At 51.8% G+C, this 18,352-nt stretch carries 21 protein-coding genes and 2 riboswitches; of the genes, 10 read left to right on the forward strand and 11 right to left on the reverse strand.

Annotated elements, in window-relative coordinates; genetic code table 11:
* Nucleotides 1-29 precede the first annotated feature (29 nt).
* From QMX91_RS12795 to QMX91_RS12805, 3 genes are all read right to left on the reverse strand, one after another.
* Nucleotides 30-500 carry an ATPase P gene (locus tag QMX91_RS12795; protein ID WP_222017697.1) on the reverse strand — a complete coding sequence of 157 codons (471 nt, stop codon included), beginning with the start codon at nucleotides 498-500 and terminating at the stop codon, nucleotides 30-32.
* 34 nt (nucleotides 501-534) lie between these two features.
* Complete coding sequence (locus QMX91_RS12800; RefSeq protein ID WP_222017699.1) at nucleotides 535-954, reverse strand: universal stress protein; 420 nt, start codon at nucleotides 952-954, stop codon at nucleotides 535-537.
* Nucleotides 955-1,049: 95 nt separating this feature from the next.
* Nucleotides 1,050-2,249 (reverse strand): cation:proton antiporter, encoded by a 1,200-nt coding sequence (locus tag QMX91_RS12805; protein ID WP_222017700.1) that lies wholly within the window; start codon nucleotides 2,247-2,249, stop codon nucleotides 1,050-1,052.
* 252 nt (nucleotides 2,250-2,501) lie between these two features.
* Nucleotides 2,502-2,563: riboswitch (Fluoride riboswitch) on the reverse strand.
* Between the two features lie 420 nt (nucleotides 2,564-2,983).
* Between QMX91_RS12805 and QMX91_RS12810 the strand changes: the two genes are divergently transcribed.
* Together QMX91_RS12810 and QMX91_RS12815 are read left to right on the forward strand one after the other, a co-directional pair.
* Nucleotides 2,984-3,196 (forward strand): universal stress protein, encoded by a 213-nt coding sequence (locus QMX91_RS12810; RefSeq protein WP_282412805.1) that lies wholly within the window; start codon nucleotides 2,984-2,986, stop codon nucleotides 3,194-3,196.
* Nucleotides 3,145-3,615: an ATPase P gene (locus QMX91_RS12815; RefSeq protein WP_282412806.1), complete on the forward strand. Its 471-nt coding sequence runs from the start codon at nucleotides 3,145-3,147 to the stop codon at nucleotides 3,613-3,615. Before QMX91_RS12810 ends, QMX91_RS12815 begins: the two co-directional genes overlap by 52 nt.
* 284 nt (nucleotides 3,616-3,899) lie before the next feature.
* Here QMX91_RS12815 and cfa read toward each other — a convergent pair whose 3' ends face one another.
* Both cfa and QMX91_RS12825 read right to left on the reverse strand, forming a co-directional pair.
* Nucleotides 3,900-5,060, reverse strand: a complete 1,161-nt coding sequence (gene cfa / locus QMX91_RS12820) for a cyclopropane fatty acyl phospholipid synthase (protein WP_222017704.1) — start codon at nucleotides 5,058-5,060, stop codon at nucleotides 3,900-3,902.
* Entirely contained in the window at nucleotides 5,057-5,518 is a 462-nt protein-coding gene (locus QMX91_RS12825) for a hypothetical protein (RefSeq protein WP_222017706.1), read from the reverse strand. Before QMX91_RS12825 ends, cfa begins: the two co-directional genes overlap by 4 nt.
* A gap of 80 nt (nucleotides 5,519-5,598) precedes the next feature.
* A riboswitch (Fluoride riboswitch) is annotated at nucleotides 5,599-5,664 on the reverse strand.
* Between the two features lie 190 nt (nucleotides 5,665-5,854).
* Between QMX91_RS12825 and QMX91_RS12830 the strand changes: the two genes are divergently transcribed.
* On the forward strand, nucleotides 5,855-6,220 hold the full coding sequence (locus QMX91_RS12830) for a histone-like nucleoid-structuring protein, MvaT/MvaU family (RefSeq protein WP_222017708.1): 366 nt from the start codon (nucleotides 5,855-5,857) through the stop codon (nucleotides 6,218-6,220).
* 193 nt (nucleotides 6,221-6,413) lie between these two features.
* On the opposite strand, the gene QMX91_RS12835 is transcribed toward QMX91_RS12830, so the two are convergent.
* Complete coding sequence (locus QMX91_RS12835; protein WP_222017711.1) at nucleotides 6,414-7,454, reverse strand: hypothetical protein; 1,041 nt, start codon at nucleotides 7,452-7,454, stop codon at nucleotides 6,414-6,416.
* A gap of 112 nt (nucleotides 7,455-7,566) precedes the next feature.
* Here QMX91_RS12835 and QMX91_RS12840 point away from each other — a divergent pair, with 112 nt between their 5' ends.
* The 4 genes from QMX91_RS12840 (at nucleotide 7,567) to QMX91_RS12855 (ending at nucleotide 11,504) form a co-directional block, all read left to right on the forward strand.
* On the forward strand, nucleotides 7,567-7,857 hold the full coding sequence (locus QMX91_RS12840) for a hypothetical protein (RefSeq protein ID WP_222017712.1): 291 nt from the start codon (nucleotides 7,567-7,569) through the stop codon (nucleotides 7,855-7,857).
* Nucleotides 7,858-8,116: 259 nt separating this feature from the next.
* A complete protein-coding gene (gene istA / locus QMX91_RS12845) occupies nucleotides 8,117-9,667 on the forward strand; it encodes an IS21 family transposase (protein ID WP_222017714.1) in 1,551 nt (516 codons plus the stop codon).
* Nucleotides 9,664-10,407 (forward strand): IS21-like element helper ATPase IstB, encoded by a 744-nt coding sequence (gene istB / locus QMX91_RS12850; RefSeq protein WP_222017716.1) that lies wholly within the window; start codon nucleotides 9,664-9,666, stop codon nucleotides 10,405-10,407. Before istA ends, istB begins: the two co-directional genes overlap by 4 nt.
* 251 nt (nucleotides 10,408-10,658) lie before the next feature.
* Entirely contained in the window at nucleotides 10,659-11,504 is an 846-nt protein-coding gene (locus QMX91_RS12855; protein WP_222017718.1) for an inositol monophosphatase family protein, read from the forward strand.
* A gap of 3 nt (nucleotides 11,505-11,507) precedes the next feature.
* Here the strand turns inward: QMX91_RS12855 and QMX91_RS12860 are convergent, their stop codons facing one another.
* From QMX91_RS12860 to QMX91_RS12875, 4 genes are all read right to left on the reverse strand, one after another.
* The gene (locus QMX91_RS12860; protein ID WP_222017719.1) at nucleotides 11,508-11,717 is read right to left on the reverse strand and encodes a hypothetical protein; all 210 of its coding nucleotides are present in this window, start codon (nucleotides 11,715-11,717) and stop codon (nucleotides 11,508-11,510) included.
* Nucleotides 11,718-11,930: 213 nt separating this feature from the next.
* Nucleotides 11,931-12,266 (reverse strand): hypothetical protein, encoded by a 336-nt coding sequence (locus QMX91_RS12865; RefSeq protein WP_282412807.1) that lies wholly within the window; start codon nucleotides 12,264-12,266, stop codon nucleotides 11,931-11,933.
* 201 nt (nucleotides 12,267-12,467) lie between these two features.
* Nucleotides 12,468-12,881 carry a hypothetical protein gene (locus QMX91_RS12870; RefSeq protein ID WP_064588035.1) on the reverse strand — a complete coding sequence of 138 codons (414 nt, stop codon included), beginning with the start codon at nucleotides 12,879-12,881 and terminating at the stop codon, nucleotides 12,468-12,470.
* Nucleotides 12,882-12,951: 70 nt separating this feature from the next.
* The gene (locus QMX91_RS12875; RefSeq protein ID WP_282412808.1) at nucleotides 12,952-13,377 is read right to left on the reverse strand and encodes a hypothetical protein; all 426 of its coding nucleotides are present in this window, start codon (nucleotides 13,375-13,377) and stop codon (nucleotides 12,952-12,954) included.
* A 588-nt stretch (nucleotides 13,378-13,965) separates the two neighbouring features.
* On the opposite strand from QMX91_RS12875, the gene QMX91_RS12880 reads away from it, so the two are divergent.
* The 3 genes from QMX91_RS12880 (at nucleotide 13,966) to QMX91_RS12890 (ending at nucleotide 17,045) form a co-directional block, all read left to right on the forward strand.
* The gene (locus QMX91_RS12880) at nucleotides 13,966-14,253 is read left to right on the forward strand and encodes a fructose-bisphosphate aldolase (RefSeq protein WP_282412809.1); all 288 of its coding nucleotides are present in this window, start codon (nucleotides 13,966-13,968) and stop codon (nucleotides 14,251-14,253) included.
* 81 nt (nucleotides 14,254-14,334) lie between these two features.
* Nucleotides 14,335-16,395, forward strand: a complete 2,061-nt coding sequence (locus tag QMX91_RS12885) for an ATP-binding domain-containing protein (protein WP_282412810.1) — start codon at nucleotides 14,335-14,337, stop codon at nucleotides 16,393-16,395.
* On the forward strand, nucleotides 16,395-17,045 hold the full coding sequence (locus tag QMX91_RS12890) for a hypothetical protein (protein ID WP_282412811.1): 651 nt from the start codon (nucleotides 16,395-16,397) through the stop codon (nucleotides 17,043-17,045). Before QMX91_RS12885 ends, QMX91_RS12890 begins: the two co-directional genes overlap by 1 nt.
* A gap of 489 nt (nucleotides 17,046-17,534) precedes the next feature.
* On the opposite strand, the gene QMX91_RS12895 is transcribed toward QMX91_RS12890, so the two are convergent.
* Nucleotides 17,535-18,083 carry a cupin domain-containing protein gene (locus tag QMX91_RS12895; protein ID WP_282412812.1) on the reverse strand — a complete coding sequence of 183 codons (549 nt, stop codon included), beginning with the start codon at nucleotides 18,081-18,083 and terminating at the stop codon, nucleotides 17,535-17,537.
* Nucleotides 18,084-18,352: the final 269 nt, after the last annotated feature.

An 18,352-nucleotide genomic window follows, 5' to 3' on the forward strand; every position in this document is an offset into this window, starting at 1 on the left:
CGCTCAGACCGCGCCGTCTTGTATCGGCCTCATGTCCTGAGGCTCGCGATAAGGCGACGCGGTTCCAGTAACAAGTCGAGAGCCAGTTGGACGCTTTGCACGACCAAATCAGCCCTTGTCAGGGTATTCATTGCGACACCTTCTCCTCCCATGACCGCGATCCCCAGCGCAGCTCTAGCTAACATGTGACGATCATTGCTGCCGTTACCAATGGCGACGACTCCGGCTGCACCCAGGGTGCGTAAATAGTCTTCCTTGGCGATGCCCTGGTCCTTGACGGGAAGAATCATCAGATTGATATCCAAAGGGCTGAGTTGTTCTTGTGCGGTGCCGAATGTGTCACCTGTCAGCACATGGATGGAAACCTTTGAAGACAGCGCCTGAAGCTTCTCCTGCACGCCCTCAAGCAGAGTCCCATCGAAAGCCAGCGTGCCGTTGTAATCGCACACCAAGTGTTTGAGTTCCAGCTTGCCTCGGCCTGGGATATCAATCGATAACATATTTTCCTCCGTCAAAACGGTTAAGACTCTGAAATCAACCCCGGATAACGGTGACCGCACAAGGCGCGTGGTCAATGACCTGCCTTGCCACCGAGCCCAGTAGCCAGCGTTCGAAAATAGAGTGTCCACGGTGCCCAACCACAATGTGATCAATGGCATTCGCTTCGGCATAGCGCACTATTTGTTCGGCTGGGTGACCGATGACCACTTTTATTATTGGAGGATGCTCGCTGGCATGTTGGTGGTGCTTGAGGCTTTTCAGCATATGGCTGTGATGCGCTCTTGACTGCTCAACGACCGCTTCCGTTTCAACCTCATCTCCGAATTCTGGTGGCTGACAAACGGCAACAATGTGCAAACGTGCATTGAAACGGCTGGTTAGTTCGTTGGCAAAATTCAATGCCTTTTTGGCAGCCTCCGAACCATCATAGGCAATGAGAACCTGCTGGATCATGATGTTCTCCTTCCACCTGACGCGGGCGGACATTACGGATTTGCGATTGGTACTCGAATGCAGGTGCTTACTCGTAGATGTTGAGCCACCAGCGTTCAAGGCTCTTGAACATCGGCACTGTCGTCTTTCTCCTCAGCCTTGGGTGTGGCCGGTAATAGATGTCGCGGGAGGAAAAAAGCATTGGCAATCAAGGTTGGTAAAACGGCACTGCCGATAACGGCGGCAACCAGTGCTGAGTACTGCCCCTTATCGATCAAATCATGCGACAAGCCGAACAATGCCGAGATGGTGCCGAATGTCAGTCCGGTGGACATGAGCAGTGTTGTGTACATGCCCTCCCGGCGAGGAGAGCCGTAAGCTTGGCTGAGTGGATAAACACCGATCATTTTGGTCGCCATCTTGACCAGCAATAGCAAGAGAAAGGCGGCAGGAGTCGCAATCAATGCAGGGAGCGAAACGAGGGAACCTGCGCGAATGAAATAGAAAGGCGTCAGCAACCCGAAAGTCATCGTTCGCAAGCGACGGATCAATGCATGGTTTTTACCTACCGTGCCGGCCAGGACCATGCCAATCAGATACGCGGGTAACACTGCTTCGCTGTCAGCCCAGGTTGCTAACGCGCCCAGGGAAAACAGGCACAAGATCAGAAACTTTGCTTCCAGCTCAGAGGGGCGGCCACCAAAGCGCCGGAAAAATCTTGGCGTCAGCCACGGCAGCAAGAAGGCGGCAGCAACCAATGCGGCAATAAATACGAGTGTTCTTATCGTGAATGGGGCAAAGATCAGCCCAAGGGCGATCACGGTGGCCAAGTCTGTTACGAAGCACGCAGCAAGTACGGTTTTGCCGTAGTCGCTGGTGTTGATGCCGAGTTCCAGCATCACTGCATACACAACGGCTACCGAGGTGGTAGACATCGCAATCCCAGCAAGCCAACTCGCCTGTATGCTCCAGCCAAGCCCCCAGAATGCGAGTGCAGCACATCCCAAAAAGGGCACGATGAAGCTGACCAACCCAATCGCTAAGGCTTGTTTCCACTGCTTGCGAAAGACCACTGGATCAAGTTCTGCACCGGCAAGAAATGTCAGCAGTATTGCCCCAGCACCAGAGAGAAACTTTATCCAGCTAGCGTCTCCCTGAAGGATTGCAACACCGAGCATTGCACCGATGACCAGCTGGGCGATGGTCCCGACCACTATCTCGGACAGTGCGGTTGCGATCTTCAAAAAGATCGACATTAAGGTGGCGGCTAGCGCCAACCCCAGCCATAAAGCCGCCTGCGCCCATATCTCAGTCATGACGATCACCTCTATCCGAGGTGCGAACGCGTGACGGCACCCTGACCATTGAATAGGGGTAGATCGCTTTGTCGGTTGGCTGAGCTGGGCAACCAAAGATGAGTGGATAGAAATAGGCCAGGAGCAAACACGGCAATCGAATACCATTCAGATTGCGGTCGTGCTGACGAAGGTGAGGACGGTTCATAGCATCTGCCCCTGATCATAGTCATGGACAGATAGACAGACAGAGCCTACGCGTCCACAAGGGATATATGCGTAGGCATCATTAGCCGGAGGGCGGTTTAAGGAGGAATGCCATCTCCTGCCATAACTCTAGCACTGCATTCCTTTCTTGCATGCAGGTGGTCGGATTGATCACTAGCCGTTTTTGTAGACAAAAAGGAATATGACCAGTGAGCGAGCCCATGAAATACAGTTACGGTCCTCGATAAATGTGATGTGGGTTTAATGGATCACAACTTGTTGCTTGCGCGCCGCATGAAATAGACCGGCGTGCCGCGAGAGCATGTACACCACCCTGCTGATTTTCGCAGGGCACAACTTGGCACCATCTCGATGCTGTTTGCCCCGTCCCGCGTGCTCGGCGCAGATGCTGGCCCAAATCGGCAGCGCAGTGGTTCCGACCCTATCGCCAATGCGCTCTTCCTGTCCCGCTGGCCGGCAAACGTGACTCCACACGGAGAAAGTTGAGGCCCGGGAAACAAAGCGGCAATGCCCGGTACGAACAGATCGTGCGCTATGCTGAAGAGCACACGATCGACCACATCTTCACCGGCCATTTCGGTCATTTAAGTTTCGAACGCTGGCTACTCGGCCCAACGGCGTGCCAAGAGATCGACCACGCGGCCTGTGCGGTGACGGTAATCAGCGGTTTACGCGGTGGAGGGAAGCCATGCTGCAAATCGATATTCCCGGGGTGGGACCGCTGCAGCTCAAGCACCTGATATGCGACTACAACGGCACCCTAGCGGTGGATGGCCGGCTGATTGAGGGGGTAACTGAACGCTTCGAAGTGATAGGCCGGCAGCTCTCGCTGCACGTGGTCACCGGGGATACCTTCGGCAGCGCCGAGGCCGAGTTGGCGGCGCTAGATGTCAACTTGCTAGTGCTCTCCGACACGGACCACGCGATATGCAAGGAGGATTACCTGCGTACCTTGGGTGTGCGCGGGGTGGTGGCAATCGGCAACGGTAGCAATGATCGCCACATGCTGCAGCAGTCGGCGCTGGGCATCGCGGTGATCGGTTCGGAAGGCGCGGCCTCTGTCGCCATGGTCGCGGCGGACTTGGTCGCCTTGGACATACTGTCCGCTCTGGATATGCTGACCCATCCGCAGCGTATCATCGCTAGCCTACGTTGCTGACCTTCGAGCGGAAGGAATAATTGACACGAATCATCCTGCCCGCTTCGGCGGGCGCACAGAATTGACCCTGCCCGAACTGGGCAGCGTCAGGCCGAGACGGCTACGCTATGTATCGCGGAGAGAGCAGGCAGGCAGAGGCCATTTCCACCAGCCCGCAGTCGCGCTGTGTCGTTAGCGACTACGTCCAAAAGCAGGCGCCGGGCGTCTATCTGTTGGATGAATGTCGTGATATCGCTCTCCTTCATTCGTTCGAATGCGTCCGTGGCAGGTGCACTAGGTTGCGCTTACAACTGAGGGCGCAGATAGCCGCCGGTCACGCCGTGCTTCGACAACACCCACTGCCAGAGCTGGATGTCGCGTGCGCGGAAGGCCCCGGCGCAGGACAGCAGGTAGTAGCGCCACATGCGCCTGAAGCGTTCGCCCAGGTGCGAGAAATGTGGCCAGGCGGCTTCGAATTTGGCGTGCCAGGCCATCAGTGTGCGGTCGTAATCGGCGCCGAAGTTGTGCAGGTCCTCGACCACGAAAAGGCCGTCCGCAGCGTCGCCGATTTGACCTATGGAAGGCAGGTCGCCATTGGCGAAGATGTATCTGTCGATCCAGGGATCAGGATGGCCGTGGCGACTGTTCTTGCCAATGTTGTGCAGCAGGAACAGTCCGTCATCGGCCAAGCAACGGTGGGCCACTTGCATGAACTCTCTATGGTTCTTGTGCCCGACGTGCTCGAACATGCCGACGCTGGCGATGCGGTCAAACTTTTCCGTCAGGCTCCGATAGTCCTGCAGGAGGATATCGACGGGCAGGTCACGGTAGCGGTTCCTTGCCCAGTTAGCCTGCTCTTGGGAAATGGTCACCCCTACGCACTCCACGCCGTAGTGCTGCGCGGCATAACCCATTAGGCTGCCCCAGCCACAGCCGATGTCCAGCAGTCTCATGCCGGGTTCGAGGCATAGCTTGCGGCAGATCAGCTCAAGCTTATCTTGCTGCGCCTGTTCAAGGGTGGAGGCCTTTTCCCAGTAGCCGCAGCTGTAGGTCATGCGCGAGTCGAGCATCGCCTGATAAAGATCGTTGCCCAGATCGTAGTGCTGCCTGCCCACCTGCCAGGCGCGCCTGGAGTTCTGCAGGTTCAACAGGCGGTAGCGCACGCCATGCATGAGTAGGCGTAACGGTTGTACTTCGCGATCCAGATGCGCGCTGAGCAGGCGGTGGAAGAACTTATCGAGGTGACGGGCGTCCCAGTCGCCGTCCATGTAACTTTCGCCCAAACCGAGGCTGCCCTGTGCGAGCGCACGTTCGAAGACTTGCGGACGGAGCACCTGCATGTCCCAAGGACGCAGACCGTTGATCCTAATGTCGGCCTTGTTTAGCAGCTCCGCCGCCAGTTCGCATAGTTCCGCACGCTTGCCGGTGTTCGAATCCAGCGACTGGTTTCTCGATAGCTCGCTCATGCTTGGCTCTCCGTTCCGTTGGCGGGAGCGGCATGGCAGTGGCGAGCGATTGCCTGACGCACACGCTGCTCAGCCAGGGAATCGCGGTAGAAGTCCACACGGTAGATGCAAATATTGCTGGCAAGGGTTTCGAAGCGCAGGCAGCAGTAAGCTTCCCAGGCTTCTCGTGGTTCCGAGAAAACCAGGTACCGTGCGGCACTTTCGATCAGCAGCGCCGAGAGTTTCAGGTCCTGCGCATACAGTGCATTGGCCAAATGCTCCTTTTGCTCACGAGCCAAGGCGGCGCTATCGGGATAATTGATTTTCAAAAGAGCGTGGTGTGCCGGGATCACTTGGAGAAAGTTTTCAATATCGTCGGAAACCAAGCTGATTACCGACGAAGGACACGCGGCATCATTGGATTGGGATATGTCCACTGCAACCTCCAGATATCGTTGCTCGACGTTGCCAAGCGGCATCTTCAATGCGTGCCTGGGCGTAACTTGAACGAAATGGGGTGCGAGGAGGCATGAAAATGCCTACCGCACCCGCCTTCGCGAGTTCGGTAGGCATCATCAGCTGAAGAAGTCAGCGGTTAATGGAGAATGCCATCTCCTGTTGAAACTCTAACACCAGTTTCCGGACTTGCAAGCAACCCGAGGACTCGCTGCCATAATTCTTCACAACGCCTAATACGCACTGCCTCTTTGGAGGCTCTGGTGACGATGTGTTGGGCATGGGTGACGAAAATCAAATCATCACTTAGCATGAGAATGTGCATTCCGTGCCATCGTAAATCTTAAGGAAAGTTACCCATGTCTCGTTTGGCTGAATTTCGCATGCTTGAACAAAAACTGGCTGAACAGCTCGCAGAGCTCGAGTCGATGAAAAGCGATTCCGGCCTCAAGGCCGAAATGGAGTTTGAGAGCAAACTGCGGGCGTTGCTGGGGGAGTATGGTTTCAGTCTGCAAAATATCATCAACCTACTTGACCCTCAGACGGGTCGTCGTCCCGCGGTTGTTCGCGCACCGAAGACAGTCCGCAAAGCTCGCAACGTGAAGATCTACAGAAACCCAAATTCGGGTGAGCTGATTGAAACTAAGGGCGGCAACCACCGTCAGTTGAAAGATTGGAAAACAGAGTTTGGCGCAGACGTTGTCGAGTCTTGGCGTACTCAGTAATACCGGGTTGATTACTAAGGGCCCATGTATGGGCTCTTTTCTTGGGATGGAGAACCTTGGTTCGAAGATCATTAGGAACGCGCTGCTACTACGCCGGCTAAAAAGTTCAGGTTTCTGTTTAGCAGGTGATCGGACAGAAGGGAACGCCGGAGCACATTCATGACTACGAACTCAGCTTTTCATATGGTCCCCTTTACAGGAGCAGATCTACTGGAGGGAAATGCTCTGAACGCCCTTCAAGGATACATCTCCAACCCCATGTTCGAAGAGCAGATGCACGCTCGAAATCTTTGACAAGTTCTGTCGGAATGTCCTTCAGATCCGACTTAAGCTCAAACTGAGGTTTCATGGCGTACTCAACGTCCATTCCCATTTTTCCGTGAATCAACCTCTGCATAACTTTTGTTCGTTGGGGCCAATCCAGGCTTTTCCCTCGCGTGTTCTTAGTCTGATAAACCATCGCATTCAAATGCGCTGACGCATGCACGTAGTCGCTACTGATCATCCAAACTTTCAGGTGGGGTAAAGTGCCTAGGGGCAAGATGTGCTCAATGATCCAGTCCAAGAACGGAAGTGCAATGTGCCTAGCTTGGAGCTCAACGCCAATCATTATGAGCGCATTGTGTAGCGTAAGTGCAATTTTTACAGCGGTGACACTGCGCTTTTGCTGTGTCGCCTCAAGAACCAAGCAAATCAGACAAGCTACACAGTCGAGACTGACTCGTTTTTCAAGTTTATCCAGCAGTCGTTGTGTGACGGGTTCGCGCTTTGAGTACGCGGACAATCCTGAAAATCCTGACGAAAATATTACAGCTTGTACGTCGACGCTCAGTGTTCTCATATAGGCGTCCGCATCAAGATTCTTGTGATCTACGCATCGCATTATCTCCCAGAGTGGATGTTCTAACTCTTGCGTTGAACCAGGAGCAAGAAGCTCAACGCGTTTAAGTGTTTTAGACTTCGGGGTATTTAGGTCTTTCTCGTATCCTGACCATTTGCTCCGATAATGACGAATCGTCCCATTACTATTTCGTTGAAACGATTCCTTCTCGAAATGCCGCTCCAGTGCATACGCGGAAGACAGGGACGTGCGCTGCTTCAGGCCTTCGTACCAATAGCGAACTCGCATCGTTTCGATTGGGCACCGTCGGGAATCGTTTTTTTCACAAAAAAAGTTCCGCATTTCATGTGAAAACGCCGAGAATATTTCAACTATTCTATGAAAATCAGACATCTACGACGACTCCAAAAAATCCCGTACCGTAAAAAATGTAGAAGTCTTACGGCTGGAAGGCAAGAGCCCTGTTAATTAACATGAAGCGTGACTACACAGGACAAGCCGCGTCATGCAAGAACACATCGAGATAGAGATTCTTGCCTCCGAATTGGAGGACGACCTAGTAGACCGCTACGGACTCATGCTCGGAAGTACCGCGTTGTGGCGGGAGTTGGGCTACGCGTCGCACGAGGCGTTTCGTAAAGCCAAACAACGAGGGCGAATAGAAGTGCCTTTGTTCGATGTGCCGAACCGGCGCGGATCCTTTGCTTTATCGAAAGAGGTTGCAACCTGGATTGCCAAGCAGCGCTTTGCCGCACCTCCACATCGGGCTGGGGCGATGCAAAAAGAGGCTCAATGACTTGATTGATACGATCAGCTATGGAGAAAGGAGATATCGACATGAAAGGTGACTGAACCGTTATACGGTGGTTCAGGAGCACGAAAAAGCCCGGGGTTGGCGCCCCAGGCTTTTTTTGGTTATGTCAGGTTTCGAGTCCAGGACATTGCCATTCTGTGTTCCCCCGCGTTCGGCGTCAAGCCGGCCAAACCCCGTTCATCTGTAAATTTCACACGGCGCGATTTGTGAGGCGTTCACACGCCTGTTGCAGGGAGAAACGATGAGGCTACCAGTAGAGAGACAACGCGAGGTGCTACGCCTTGCGGCCGATAACAAGCTATCCAACCGGGCCGTTGGCCGGTTAGCGAAGGTATCTCACAATACGGTTCGCACACTCCGAGATCAGTTGAAGCAAAGCGGCGAAACCTGGGAAAGTATCAGGTCACTCGACAATAAAGCGTTCACTGCCCGGCTGTGCAGCGACCTAAGAGGACCAATCAACAGGAAGGTTTGTCCGCAGTGGCTGGAAGTACACGACCAGCTTCGATTGCCTGACATGACACTGGAACTGCTGTGGCAGGAGTTTAGGGAAAAAGAGCCTTCTGGCGTCTCATATGCTCAATTCACCCGCCTCTACCGAGGTTGGCTGAATACGCAAAAGGTCAGCATGAGACAGGTACACCTACCGGGTGACAAGATGTTCGTAGACTTCTGCGGACGAACGATGCGTATAACAGACTCAGTAACAGGAGCGGTCAGCACCGCTCAAATTTTCGTTGCTACTTTGGGAGCCTCGGGATACATATTCGCGACAGCAGTCGCAAGTCAGACAACTCAAGATTGGTTACGTTGTCACGTGCGTGCATTAGAATTCTTTGAAGGGGTGCCCAGGTTTGTGGTTCCCGATAACTTGAAAGCAGCGGTGCTCAAAACGACGCGCGACCAACTTGTATTGAATCGCGCATATTCCGAACTTTCCGAGCATTACGGAATAACCATCACGCCCGCGAGGCCTCGCAAGCCCAAGGACAAATCATTGGGCGAGATTGGTGTTCAGATTGTACAGAGATTTATTCTTGCCAGACTCCGAGCACGTACATTCTTCTCACTAGATGAACTTAATGAGCAAATTACTTACTGGACTGGCGTTTTGAACGACAGAGTTACTCGAACTTATCCAAAAAGCAGGATGGTGCGTTTCCTTGAAATTGAATCTCCAGCTTTGCAGCCACTTCCTGAGAGGGGCTACAACTATAGCCAATGGATTTACCATGTTCGGGTCGGGAGCGATTATCACGTTGAATTTAACGAGCATAATTATTCAGTCCCTTATCACTTCGCCAATCAAGTTGTAGATCTGCGCGTTAATGATGAGTGGCTTGAAGTCAGCTTCCAACGGCAAATTATTAGCACACATCGGGTGGAACTCAGCCGGGGTGTCAGCACATTACGAGAACACCTGTCCCCCAGTCATGGGCAGTTCCAGGACTCTCAGCCGGAGATGTTGTTAGCTTGGGCACAAAGTATCGGTCCAGAAACCCTGTATTACGTCAAAAAAAATCTCGATGACAGAAGGGACTTCGCCACAGGGCTTCGAGCGGTGGTAGCGCTCAGACGCGACGTGCGCAAAGGCCAGATTGTATCGTCTAGATTGGAGTCGGCTTGTGCCTACGCCAACTCGCTCAACATCCTGAGTTCGGAACGGCTACGGTCAATTTTACGTAACGGGTCTGACCTGCGACCTGCGTTGAGGATTTCCACGCCGCCTATTGAGCATTCAAACATTCGCGGAGCCCAGTACTACGCCACGCAGGGAGATGAGCCGGTATGAAACAAGTATTGAACACCGCGCAAGGGTTGCTGAACCTTGGATTGAATGGAATGGCGATCGCGTATGAGCGCCAGCTCGAAGAGCCCGCTCTGCTTAAACAGCCTTTCGACACGAGACTCGGCCTGATGATGGAGGCGGAGACATCTCAGCGCGAGACCAGAAAAATTGAGCGACTACTCAAAGCAGCCAAACTCCGCGAGTCGGAAGCGACCCTCGAAAACATTGAGTTCAAAGCTAATCGAGGCCTTGATCGCAACGAAGTCATGACCTTGGGTGAATGCGAGTGGCTGCGGCGCCGGCAAAACATAATCATCACTGGCGCAACCGGTACTGGGAAAACCTGGTTGGCTTGTGCCTTTGGAAACCAGGCCTGCCGCCTTGGGTCACATACGGTTTATCGCACCGCCACAAAGTTATTCGAAGAAATATCTCTATCTTACGCGGATCACACGCTCCCAAAACTGCGCCGCCAATTGATCCGGGCCGAGCTCTTGATCATTGATGATCTTGGCATCGGCGGAATAGATGCGCAGCTTGGCCCTTTCCTTCTGGATGTCATTGATCAACAGTCTCAGAACGGCTCTTTGCTCATTACCAGCCAGTATCCGAAGGAGAAATGGTACGACTTGTTCACTGACCCAACGATTGCGGACGCTATCCTTGACCGCATCGTACACAAATCTCACGTTCTTCAGCTCAAGGGAGAATCGATGCGCAGGGTCAAAAGCCGGAAGCGCTGAGGCTCTCCCCCAACTGAAGGATCATATGGTGTTACGGCGATTTGCGATGAAGTCAATGGCACTGCGAGTGGTCAAGTCGGATGCAACTGGTCAAGTCGAATGCAAACGCTTGGTCAGATGCCATGCAACTGATTGTTCGATAGCTATATTCTCCATGGTGCCTCGCCCGAATTGGCCGTTCGGCTGCCTACCATGCATCAAAGCTGTCTTCGGGACTTTCCTTGAGCGGTTTATCAGCCTTGAGGAATAATATGTCTAGCCTAGATCTTTCAAAATTACTCGCTCAAGTTACCGAGGTTGTTGAACGCGCAGGCGCTCTGCTCTCTGAAGAGTGGAATCGTCCGGATGGACCTCGTGGTCGGGGTGACAAGGCTGTTATTGATGTCGAAATCGAACAGTTTTTGCGGCCTGAACTTCTCAGCCTGCTCAGCTGCGATTTTTGGGGTGAAGAGACGGGGCATGTCCTTACAGGGCATGCCTGGTGTTGGGTTGTAGACCCTAACGATGGCACAAGTGATTTTTTGAAGGGCTTGAAGGGATCAGCGATATCGGTTGGGCTACTGCATAACACCATCCCCGTGCTCGGGGTTGTATACGCACCAGTCACTTCTGAGGGGCGACCCGATTGCATCAGTTGGGCGGAGGGCAGACCCCATTTAATTCGCAACGGTCGATCAGTCGATGAGTGTCTCGATGATAAACAGCTTTCGAACGAAAGCATGATCATGGTCAGTGCAGCAGCGGTGAGTCACCCAGAACTCAATCGAGAACTGTGTGATCCAGGGCATTTCCATGCAATGCCATCGATCGCATACAGACTGGCAAGGGTTGCCGCAGGTGACGGAATATGCGGCGTCTCTCTCTATGCTGTTTCAGCGCATGACGTTGTGGGTGGGCATGCGCTGTTGAGAGGTGCCGGAGGCGTATTGCTGGATGAAAACGGAGTCGCCATACGCTATGCGACAGAGGCAAAAATGGCGACTGTTTCGCAACGCTGCTTTGGTGGATCACCTTCAGCATGTCGCGAATTGATAACTCGTGAATGGGGACGAGTGTTCGGAGGGACGAGCGCTAAGGATAATAAGCCGGACGGATGACCGTCAGAACGCGTCAGGACCAGGCTCGACACCAGTAAACGTGATTTCCACTGGCTCGCCTTCACGCTGCCAAGCCAGTTGATAGAGCAGCCACTGGTGTTCCCCCTCACAGCGATCTGCCACGAGCAATAGTGTCCAGCCAGCCCTCAGTAATCGATTGGCGTTTTCCTCGCTACGGGTGCTGATCAACGTTTTCGTCTGCTCGATACCCACGCTAAATGTTCCCTCACTTCAACATGATTGTTCTGAAGGCCAACCTCCAGGGTATGCCTTTCCCCCAGATTACGCTGAGACGAATTCCTCCGCCAGCCAGCCCATTTACAGCGAGAGACCAATTCAAATCCGGATGGTCACTTCGAATGCAAATGACTGGTCAAGTCGAATGCAAACAGGTGGTCAGTAGCTATGCAAACGGTTGGTCAGTAGCTATGCAAATGGGTGGTCAAGTGAGGTGCAATTTCGCAGTTGTTCAAGAATCACGGAAACCAATATCGCCTGATCCGCCCCCGGATGCGCATCGATCACCTGCGCCACCCACGCACAATCGGCTTTCTGCAGATGCTCACGCCACTCACCGGGCCACGCGTCCAGCTCATCCAGCGCCAACCACCGCGCCCCGCCCTGATTGGCATGCCCGCCGCCAATCGATTGTTCGAAACAGAACGGCGTCGCCGGTCGGGACAAGTCAATGCTGAAGATGTAGATGTCTTGAGTGGGGTGCTGCGGCGTGGGGGCGTTGTTGCGGCTGCCGATTTCGATCATGCGCGGTTCCGTCCGTGGGTGAGGCGTTACAACTTGTTTCGCAGTCTACGACGTGGTGTCGATGGGGGGAACCTTTGGCGATGAACCGGGTTGTGGCAAGTGGAAAGTTTGACTGGGTAGTCCGGGAATTGCGTTTCAGCCGCCCAGAAAAAAGGGACACCGTTGGGTGTCCCTTTTTGCGTATGGAGGCAAGCGGATCAATCAGCGCTTCATCGCTTCACACTGATTGCGCAGGTCGGAATCATGGATGCTCGAACACGTGCTGCCCTTCTTCGCCTCACAAAATGCACGCTGATCGCTGTCATGGATGCTGGAGCAGGTACTGCCTTTCTCAGCCTCACACATTGCGCGCAAATCCGAATCATGAATGCTCGAACACGTGCTGCCCTTTTTCGCCTCGCAGTAAGCACGCTGGTCGCTGTCGTGAATGCTCGAACAGGTACTGCCCTTCTCGGCTTCACAGGACGCACGCAAATCACTATCCCGAATCGAGGAGCAGGTACTGCCTTCCTGCGTGGCTTGGCAATAGTTGCGTTGATCGCTGTCACTGATGCTGGAACAACTGGCAAACGTGTAACCGCTGAACATCAACAACATCGCAAAAATCAGTTTCATCTCACATTTCCCTGGGTTGCCAGGAAGCAGCCTGGCTCTGCTTGATGCAATCACTGAGCGATTTATTGCTTCAACGTTTCATGGCTTCGCACCGGGTGCGCAGGTCATGGTCGCCAATATTTCCGCAACTGCCGCCGCCGGTCGTGGCATTGCAATAAGCTCGTTGATCATGGTCATCGATGTTCCCGCAAGAACTGCCGCCCTGCTCCGCGTTGCACCGCGCACGCAAGTCGTGATCATCGATATTTCCGCAACTGCTGCCGCTCCTTTTGACGTTGCAGTAGGCGCGCTGGTCATGGTCGTCAATGTTGCCGCAGGAACTGCCGCCTATCTCCGCGTTACACGCCGCCCGCATATCGTGATTGTCGATATTGCCGCAACTGCTGCCGCTCTCCCTGGCATTGCAATAGGCCCGCTGATCGTGGTCATCGATGTTGCCGCAACTGGCGAACGTGTAGCTGCTGAACATCAACAACATGGCGAGTAATAGTCTCATCACACACTTCCCTGGGTTGCCAGGAATCAGCCTGGCACTGCTTGATCCATTCTCAATGAGCGTCGCGACACGCCATCAAATTGACATCGCTTTTTAGGAAAGTTCCGGGGCTGGTATGTGTGATGGATTTTTTGATCTGAAAACGCTGTAGGAAATTGCTCCGTGTGATGAGGGAGCTTGTTCTTGCGGGGCTGCGAAGTGGTTCGGAACCCGGCAAGTCATTTCCTCCTGATACTCCGCAGCCCTTGATTTACCCCGCCTACGCCACCGACCGGGAGAAAATTCTCTGGCCACGAGTGGTGATTTCTCGTCCTACAGGCTGATTGCGGCAATAGGTAACAGTGCCTAAAGTGGGTCTATCGCCGAACGAATTTGGCGATAGGGTTTCGCAGCCCTAGCAAGCTAAGTCCACACCCGGCACAATGCGGCCCGGCAACTTGCCCGTGCTTCATTTTCATGGCGGTTGTGCGTGGGAGACCTTCGGGTCTGCCGGGTCTTAGCTCCTCGGTCTGCGAACCCGCGCATAACTGCCACCCAACTCGTTTCGCAGCGAATGGTGGAAAAATTTCCTGAGCTAGGTATTTACCCATGACAAGCAAGTCAACGCCGTGCAACTACACGCCAATGTCTCACCCGGCCACCGATCACCCCGTGCTGCACATCGACGCGGGCGCCCCACTACGCGACCTTCATGCCTGTGCAAGTGAACGCCTTAACGCCACTCTAAAGTACCTTGACCTCGTGGGTTGCATCCACCTGTCTGGCCACTCCGAACAAGACATAAACACCGTCATCACCGTCGCTCGAATCCTGATCCAGGATGTATGTGACGTTTTTCGTGTCGTTGAGCACCGAGGATTTAACACATCGGACTGATAATTAAAGTTGCTGAGAATAGCGATTGAGTCCCGATTGGTGCATTATTTCGACAACGTAATAGGCAGGAGCTTAAGACTCATGGAATCACCATATTTTTTCAGCAAAATCGAGAATGAAGCTATTGACCCACAGATTCTCGACGTATTTTGTAGCGTAGCTGAGGCTAGAGAACAGCAAACTTACATTATACAAAAGCCTCTTTCCGAGGAAGGTGAAGAGTACGCACACGAAAACTACTTAGTATACCTATCACCAAAAAAGAAAATTTTAATATTTGACTTTTCCGGAAGCTCAGAACTTGCATCAGAGCTCCAACAAGAATTTTTAGAAGATTTGATAGCATTCACAAAAAAATTTAAATATAACAAGATCATGGGTAGAAGTTCTGCATGGCGCGACTTGATTGAGGTTATCGAACTTCCTGCTTCCAGTTTGACCGAAACTCTCCTGATGGATGTAGTTGACCAACACATCCTCACCGCCCCCCAAGACATTAAGAAATCAGACCTCCTAATTTCTTTGTTGACTGGCAGCATCAACGACATAGAAAAAGTCAAAGCTGACATCCCCGTTAGCAATCTAGACAAGGTCAAGCAAAAAATCATGTTGTTTGATCGAGATCAAACAAGATTCATCTACAGCAGACCAGATAAAAAAGTAATCAGAATCCAAGGCCTATCTGGCACGGGCAAAACAGAGTTACTTCTTCATAAACTGAAGGAGATCTATGTAAAGGATCCGAGCGGTACTATTTTCTTTACTTGCAATAGCAAAATTTTAGCGAGCAGTTTGAGAACTAGGATTCCTGCATTTTTTAACTTCATGAAAGTTGATGAGCAAATTGAATGGGAGAAAAGACTATGGTGCACACATGCATGGGGGTCAGAAGGTGCAGCCAACTCTGGAATGTACGCATACATTTGTTCGAAATATGACGTTCCGTTTTACAATTTACAACAAGCCCCAAACCTAGAAGAGGCAGCTAGAAGAACTTTAGCTCATATAATAAAAAAATTCGGCAGCGAGGAAAGTATCCCTCCTATCCTTAGCTATATCCTCATTGACGAAAGTCAGGATTTTGGCGAAAGCTTATTTAAACTGTGCGAGGTGGCTGCGGGCAAACAACTTTATATCGCCGGTGATATTTTTCAAAGTATTTTCGACACAAGTAGAGCTCAGGCAGTAGGCAGCGATTATTTGCTTAGCAAATGCTACCGCACAGATCCTAGAACTCTAATGGCCGCGCACGCTATTGGCATGGGCCTATTTGAGAAAACTAAGCTTCAGTGGCTAGATGACGAAGAGTGGAGCGATTGCGGATACATTTATGATAAACAACCAACGCAGACTCCAGGCATACACTCCTATAGCTTAAGTAGAAAGCCTCTTCGTCGCTTCGAAGATGTTGAAAATAGCGAAAGTTTGCAAATAGTCCTGGAGGCACCTCTAGGGTCATTAGTCAATATTATGGAGATTCTCGGCGAAATTGTTGAGCAGAACCCAAGCGTGCGTCCTGATGACATAGGTGTAGTCGTTCTTAAAGACGGAAAAACGGTAGCACTTTTGGCAGACAGACTTCAGCGCGAAATATATTCTCGCTGGGGTTGGCAGCTCAACAAAGCTTATGAAACAAAGACTCCAGTCGCGGGATCCCTATTCATAAGCAATAAAAACCATGTGAAAGGTTTGGAGTTTCCATTTGTCATTTGCGTTTCAGATATAAATACAACCAGCTTAAATTTGAGAAACTCGCTTTACATGGTATTGACCAGATCTTTTTTGAAAAGTTATCTGGTTGTAAACGAGGGGAGAAACCGGACAATCTTAGATCAAATTTGCCCAGGCATTGAAACCATTCGACAGCACGACGTCATCATTGCTCAAGAGCCGACTACGGAAGAAAAAGACCGCATTCGAACAAGAATCATGAGAAACGCGCGCAAACTTTCCTACATGGATACCTTTGCTGAAGTACTTGATGAGCTGGATATTTTTCAAGAAGACACTAGGGCTAAGATGATTTCGATGGCGAGCAGCCTTCAATACGAAGATCAATACACAATCCAAGATATTGAGGAGTTTAGAATCGGTTTACGCAACTTCCTCCTCACTAATCGGCAGTTCGTGGAGCGGGGATAATGGATCTATACCGCTATAAAATGTCGAAATTCCTCAGAGATCGGATTTTTGTTCCTTGTCGAACGAAAAGCGAAATGATAATTCGGATCGCCGATGCGATCGCGGAGCTTACCTTCTCGATAGAAAGCCCCAACGATTATGACATCCTTATTGCTATCGGGAAATTTCAAAGAATTTTCTTCCTGTCCGAGCAAAAAATATTCTCCGTTCTTTTCCCTTTTTCTATTCGTCGCAGTGCAGACCCCGCGCTACCCCACTTATTCGACATGGGTGGAATTGTAATAGATAGCTACATGCTATCCAGAGCAAGTACGGCAGTAACAGACGGACTGGGAGATGAGAATAAAGATATATATGCATTTGCAGATAGCGTCATCTCATGCTTTACAGTATCTGACGTGGAGGGTGCACAAGTCGTTTCGGATGACGTCTGGAAAGTCGTTAAACGGTTGATGATGTCGGAGGAAGGCTATCTACGCTATGATAATGATCCAGAAAATTATGATGCAGTGACACATCCACTAGACCACATAGATATATTCTATTCACCATCTTGCACGTTTAAAGTCGGGCTTTCGGGAAAAATAGGACATGATCATCTTCTTGACATACTAGATCCCCGAACACGATGCAGAATTATCGGCGAATAGTACAACTCGACATTCCTGACAGAAGTAGCATGACCGATATGCTTAACATATCGGTCAACCTAATGAAGACTCTAAAAGCCTGAAAAACAACCAAAACATCCGACAGCTATTACATGATTACCAACTACCTAAAACCAAAAACTTTTCTTCCGCCCCCTATACCTAACACACTTATAGTTTGAGCACGGACCAAATAATGCACCGCCGACATCAAACGTCAGAAAAACTCAATATTTAACTTTAACAGCGCCACCCCATCGGACTCCCGAGCAATTTACACTCTAAAAAAACGAAACAATTTTTGACCTTTTCGAAAAACTTACATATCGCTTCCAATCCCCCCCCGACTCTCTTAATCTCGTCTAAAAACCATAGACAAAAATAACATTACCTTCATCACCACTTGCCCTATATCGTGAAACAGTTCTTTATAGGATCTCGCATTTGCCATGCTTTCTCTTTGACCCTAAATCAAATAAATATTCTTCTTCAAAAATTCGCCGGCGTATTCGCACTAATTATCTCTGCCTCATCCGCCCCGATATTCCGGAACTTATGCGGCAGCGTCGTCGGAAAATAATACCCATCCCCGGCATTCAACACGCTCACCTGCCCATCCACGGTCAACTCCACCGTGCCACGCGTCACCAACCCACACTCCTCGCCTTCCGAGTGAACAATCGGCTCTTCCCCCGAACTCGCGCCCGGAGCGTACTGCTCACGCAGCAAGCGCATCTGACGGCTCGACACCGAGGCGCCAATGAGCAGCAGGCGCAGGCCGTGGCGGCCCAGATCGGGTTGTTCGTTGGCGCGGAAGACGTATTGGTGTTCGCGCGGGGGCTGGTCGAAGGTGAAGAAGTCGGCCAGGGACATCGGGATGCCTTCGAGCAGCTTTTTCAGCGAGCTGACGGAAGGACTGACGCGATTCTGTTCGATCAGGGAGATGGTGGCATTGGTCACGCCGCTACGCCGGGCCAGCTCGCGCTGGGAGAGTTTGTAGCTTTCGCGTACTAGTTTGAGTCGAGAACCCGTATCCATGACAGCCTTATGTGAGTAGTACTTAAGGGTAATGGGGGTGGGTGGCGGGTGCCGCGCAAGGCGCGGATCACGTTGCTCCCGTGTCCCGGAACCGTGAAAGGCGGCTATTAAATCACGTTTGCCGGTGTTGCTCAGCAGGTTCGATGGACGGTGCGGTAAAAGTCCTTCTGGCCTTGGTAATACGGCAACTGTGGGAGCGGGCTTGCTCGCGAAAGCGCTGTGTCAGACAACATGTGCGTTGGCTGAACTGGCCCCTTCGCGAGCAAGCC

The organism is Pseudomonas sp. PS01299 (assembly GCF_029960145.1).
GTDB classification, from domain to species: Bacteria; Pseudomonadota; Gammaproteobacteria; order Pseudomonadales; family Pseudomonadaceae; genus Aquipseudomonas; species Aquipseudomonas putida_A.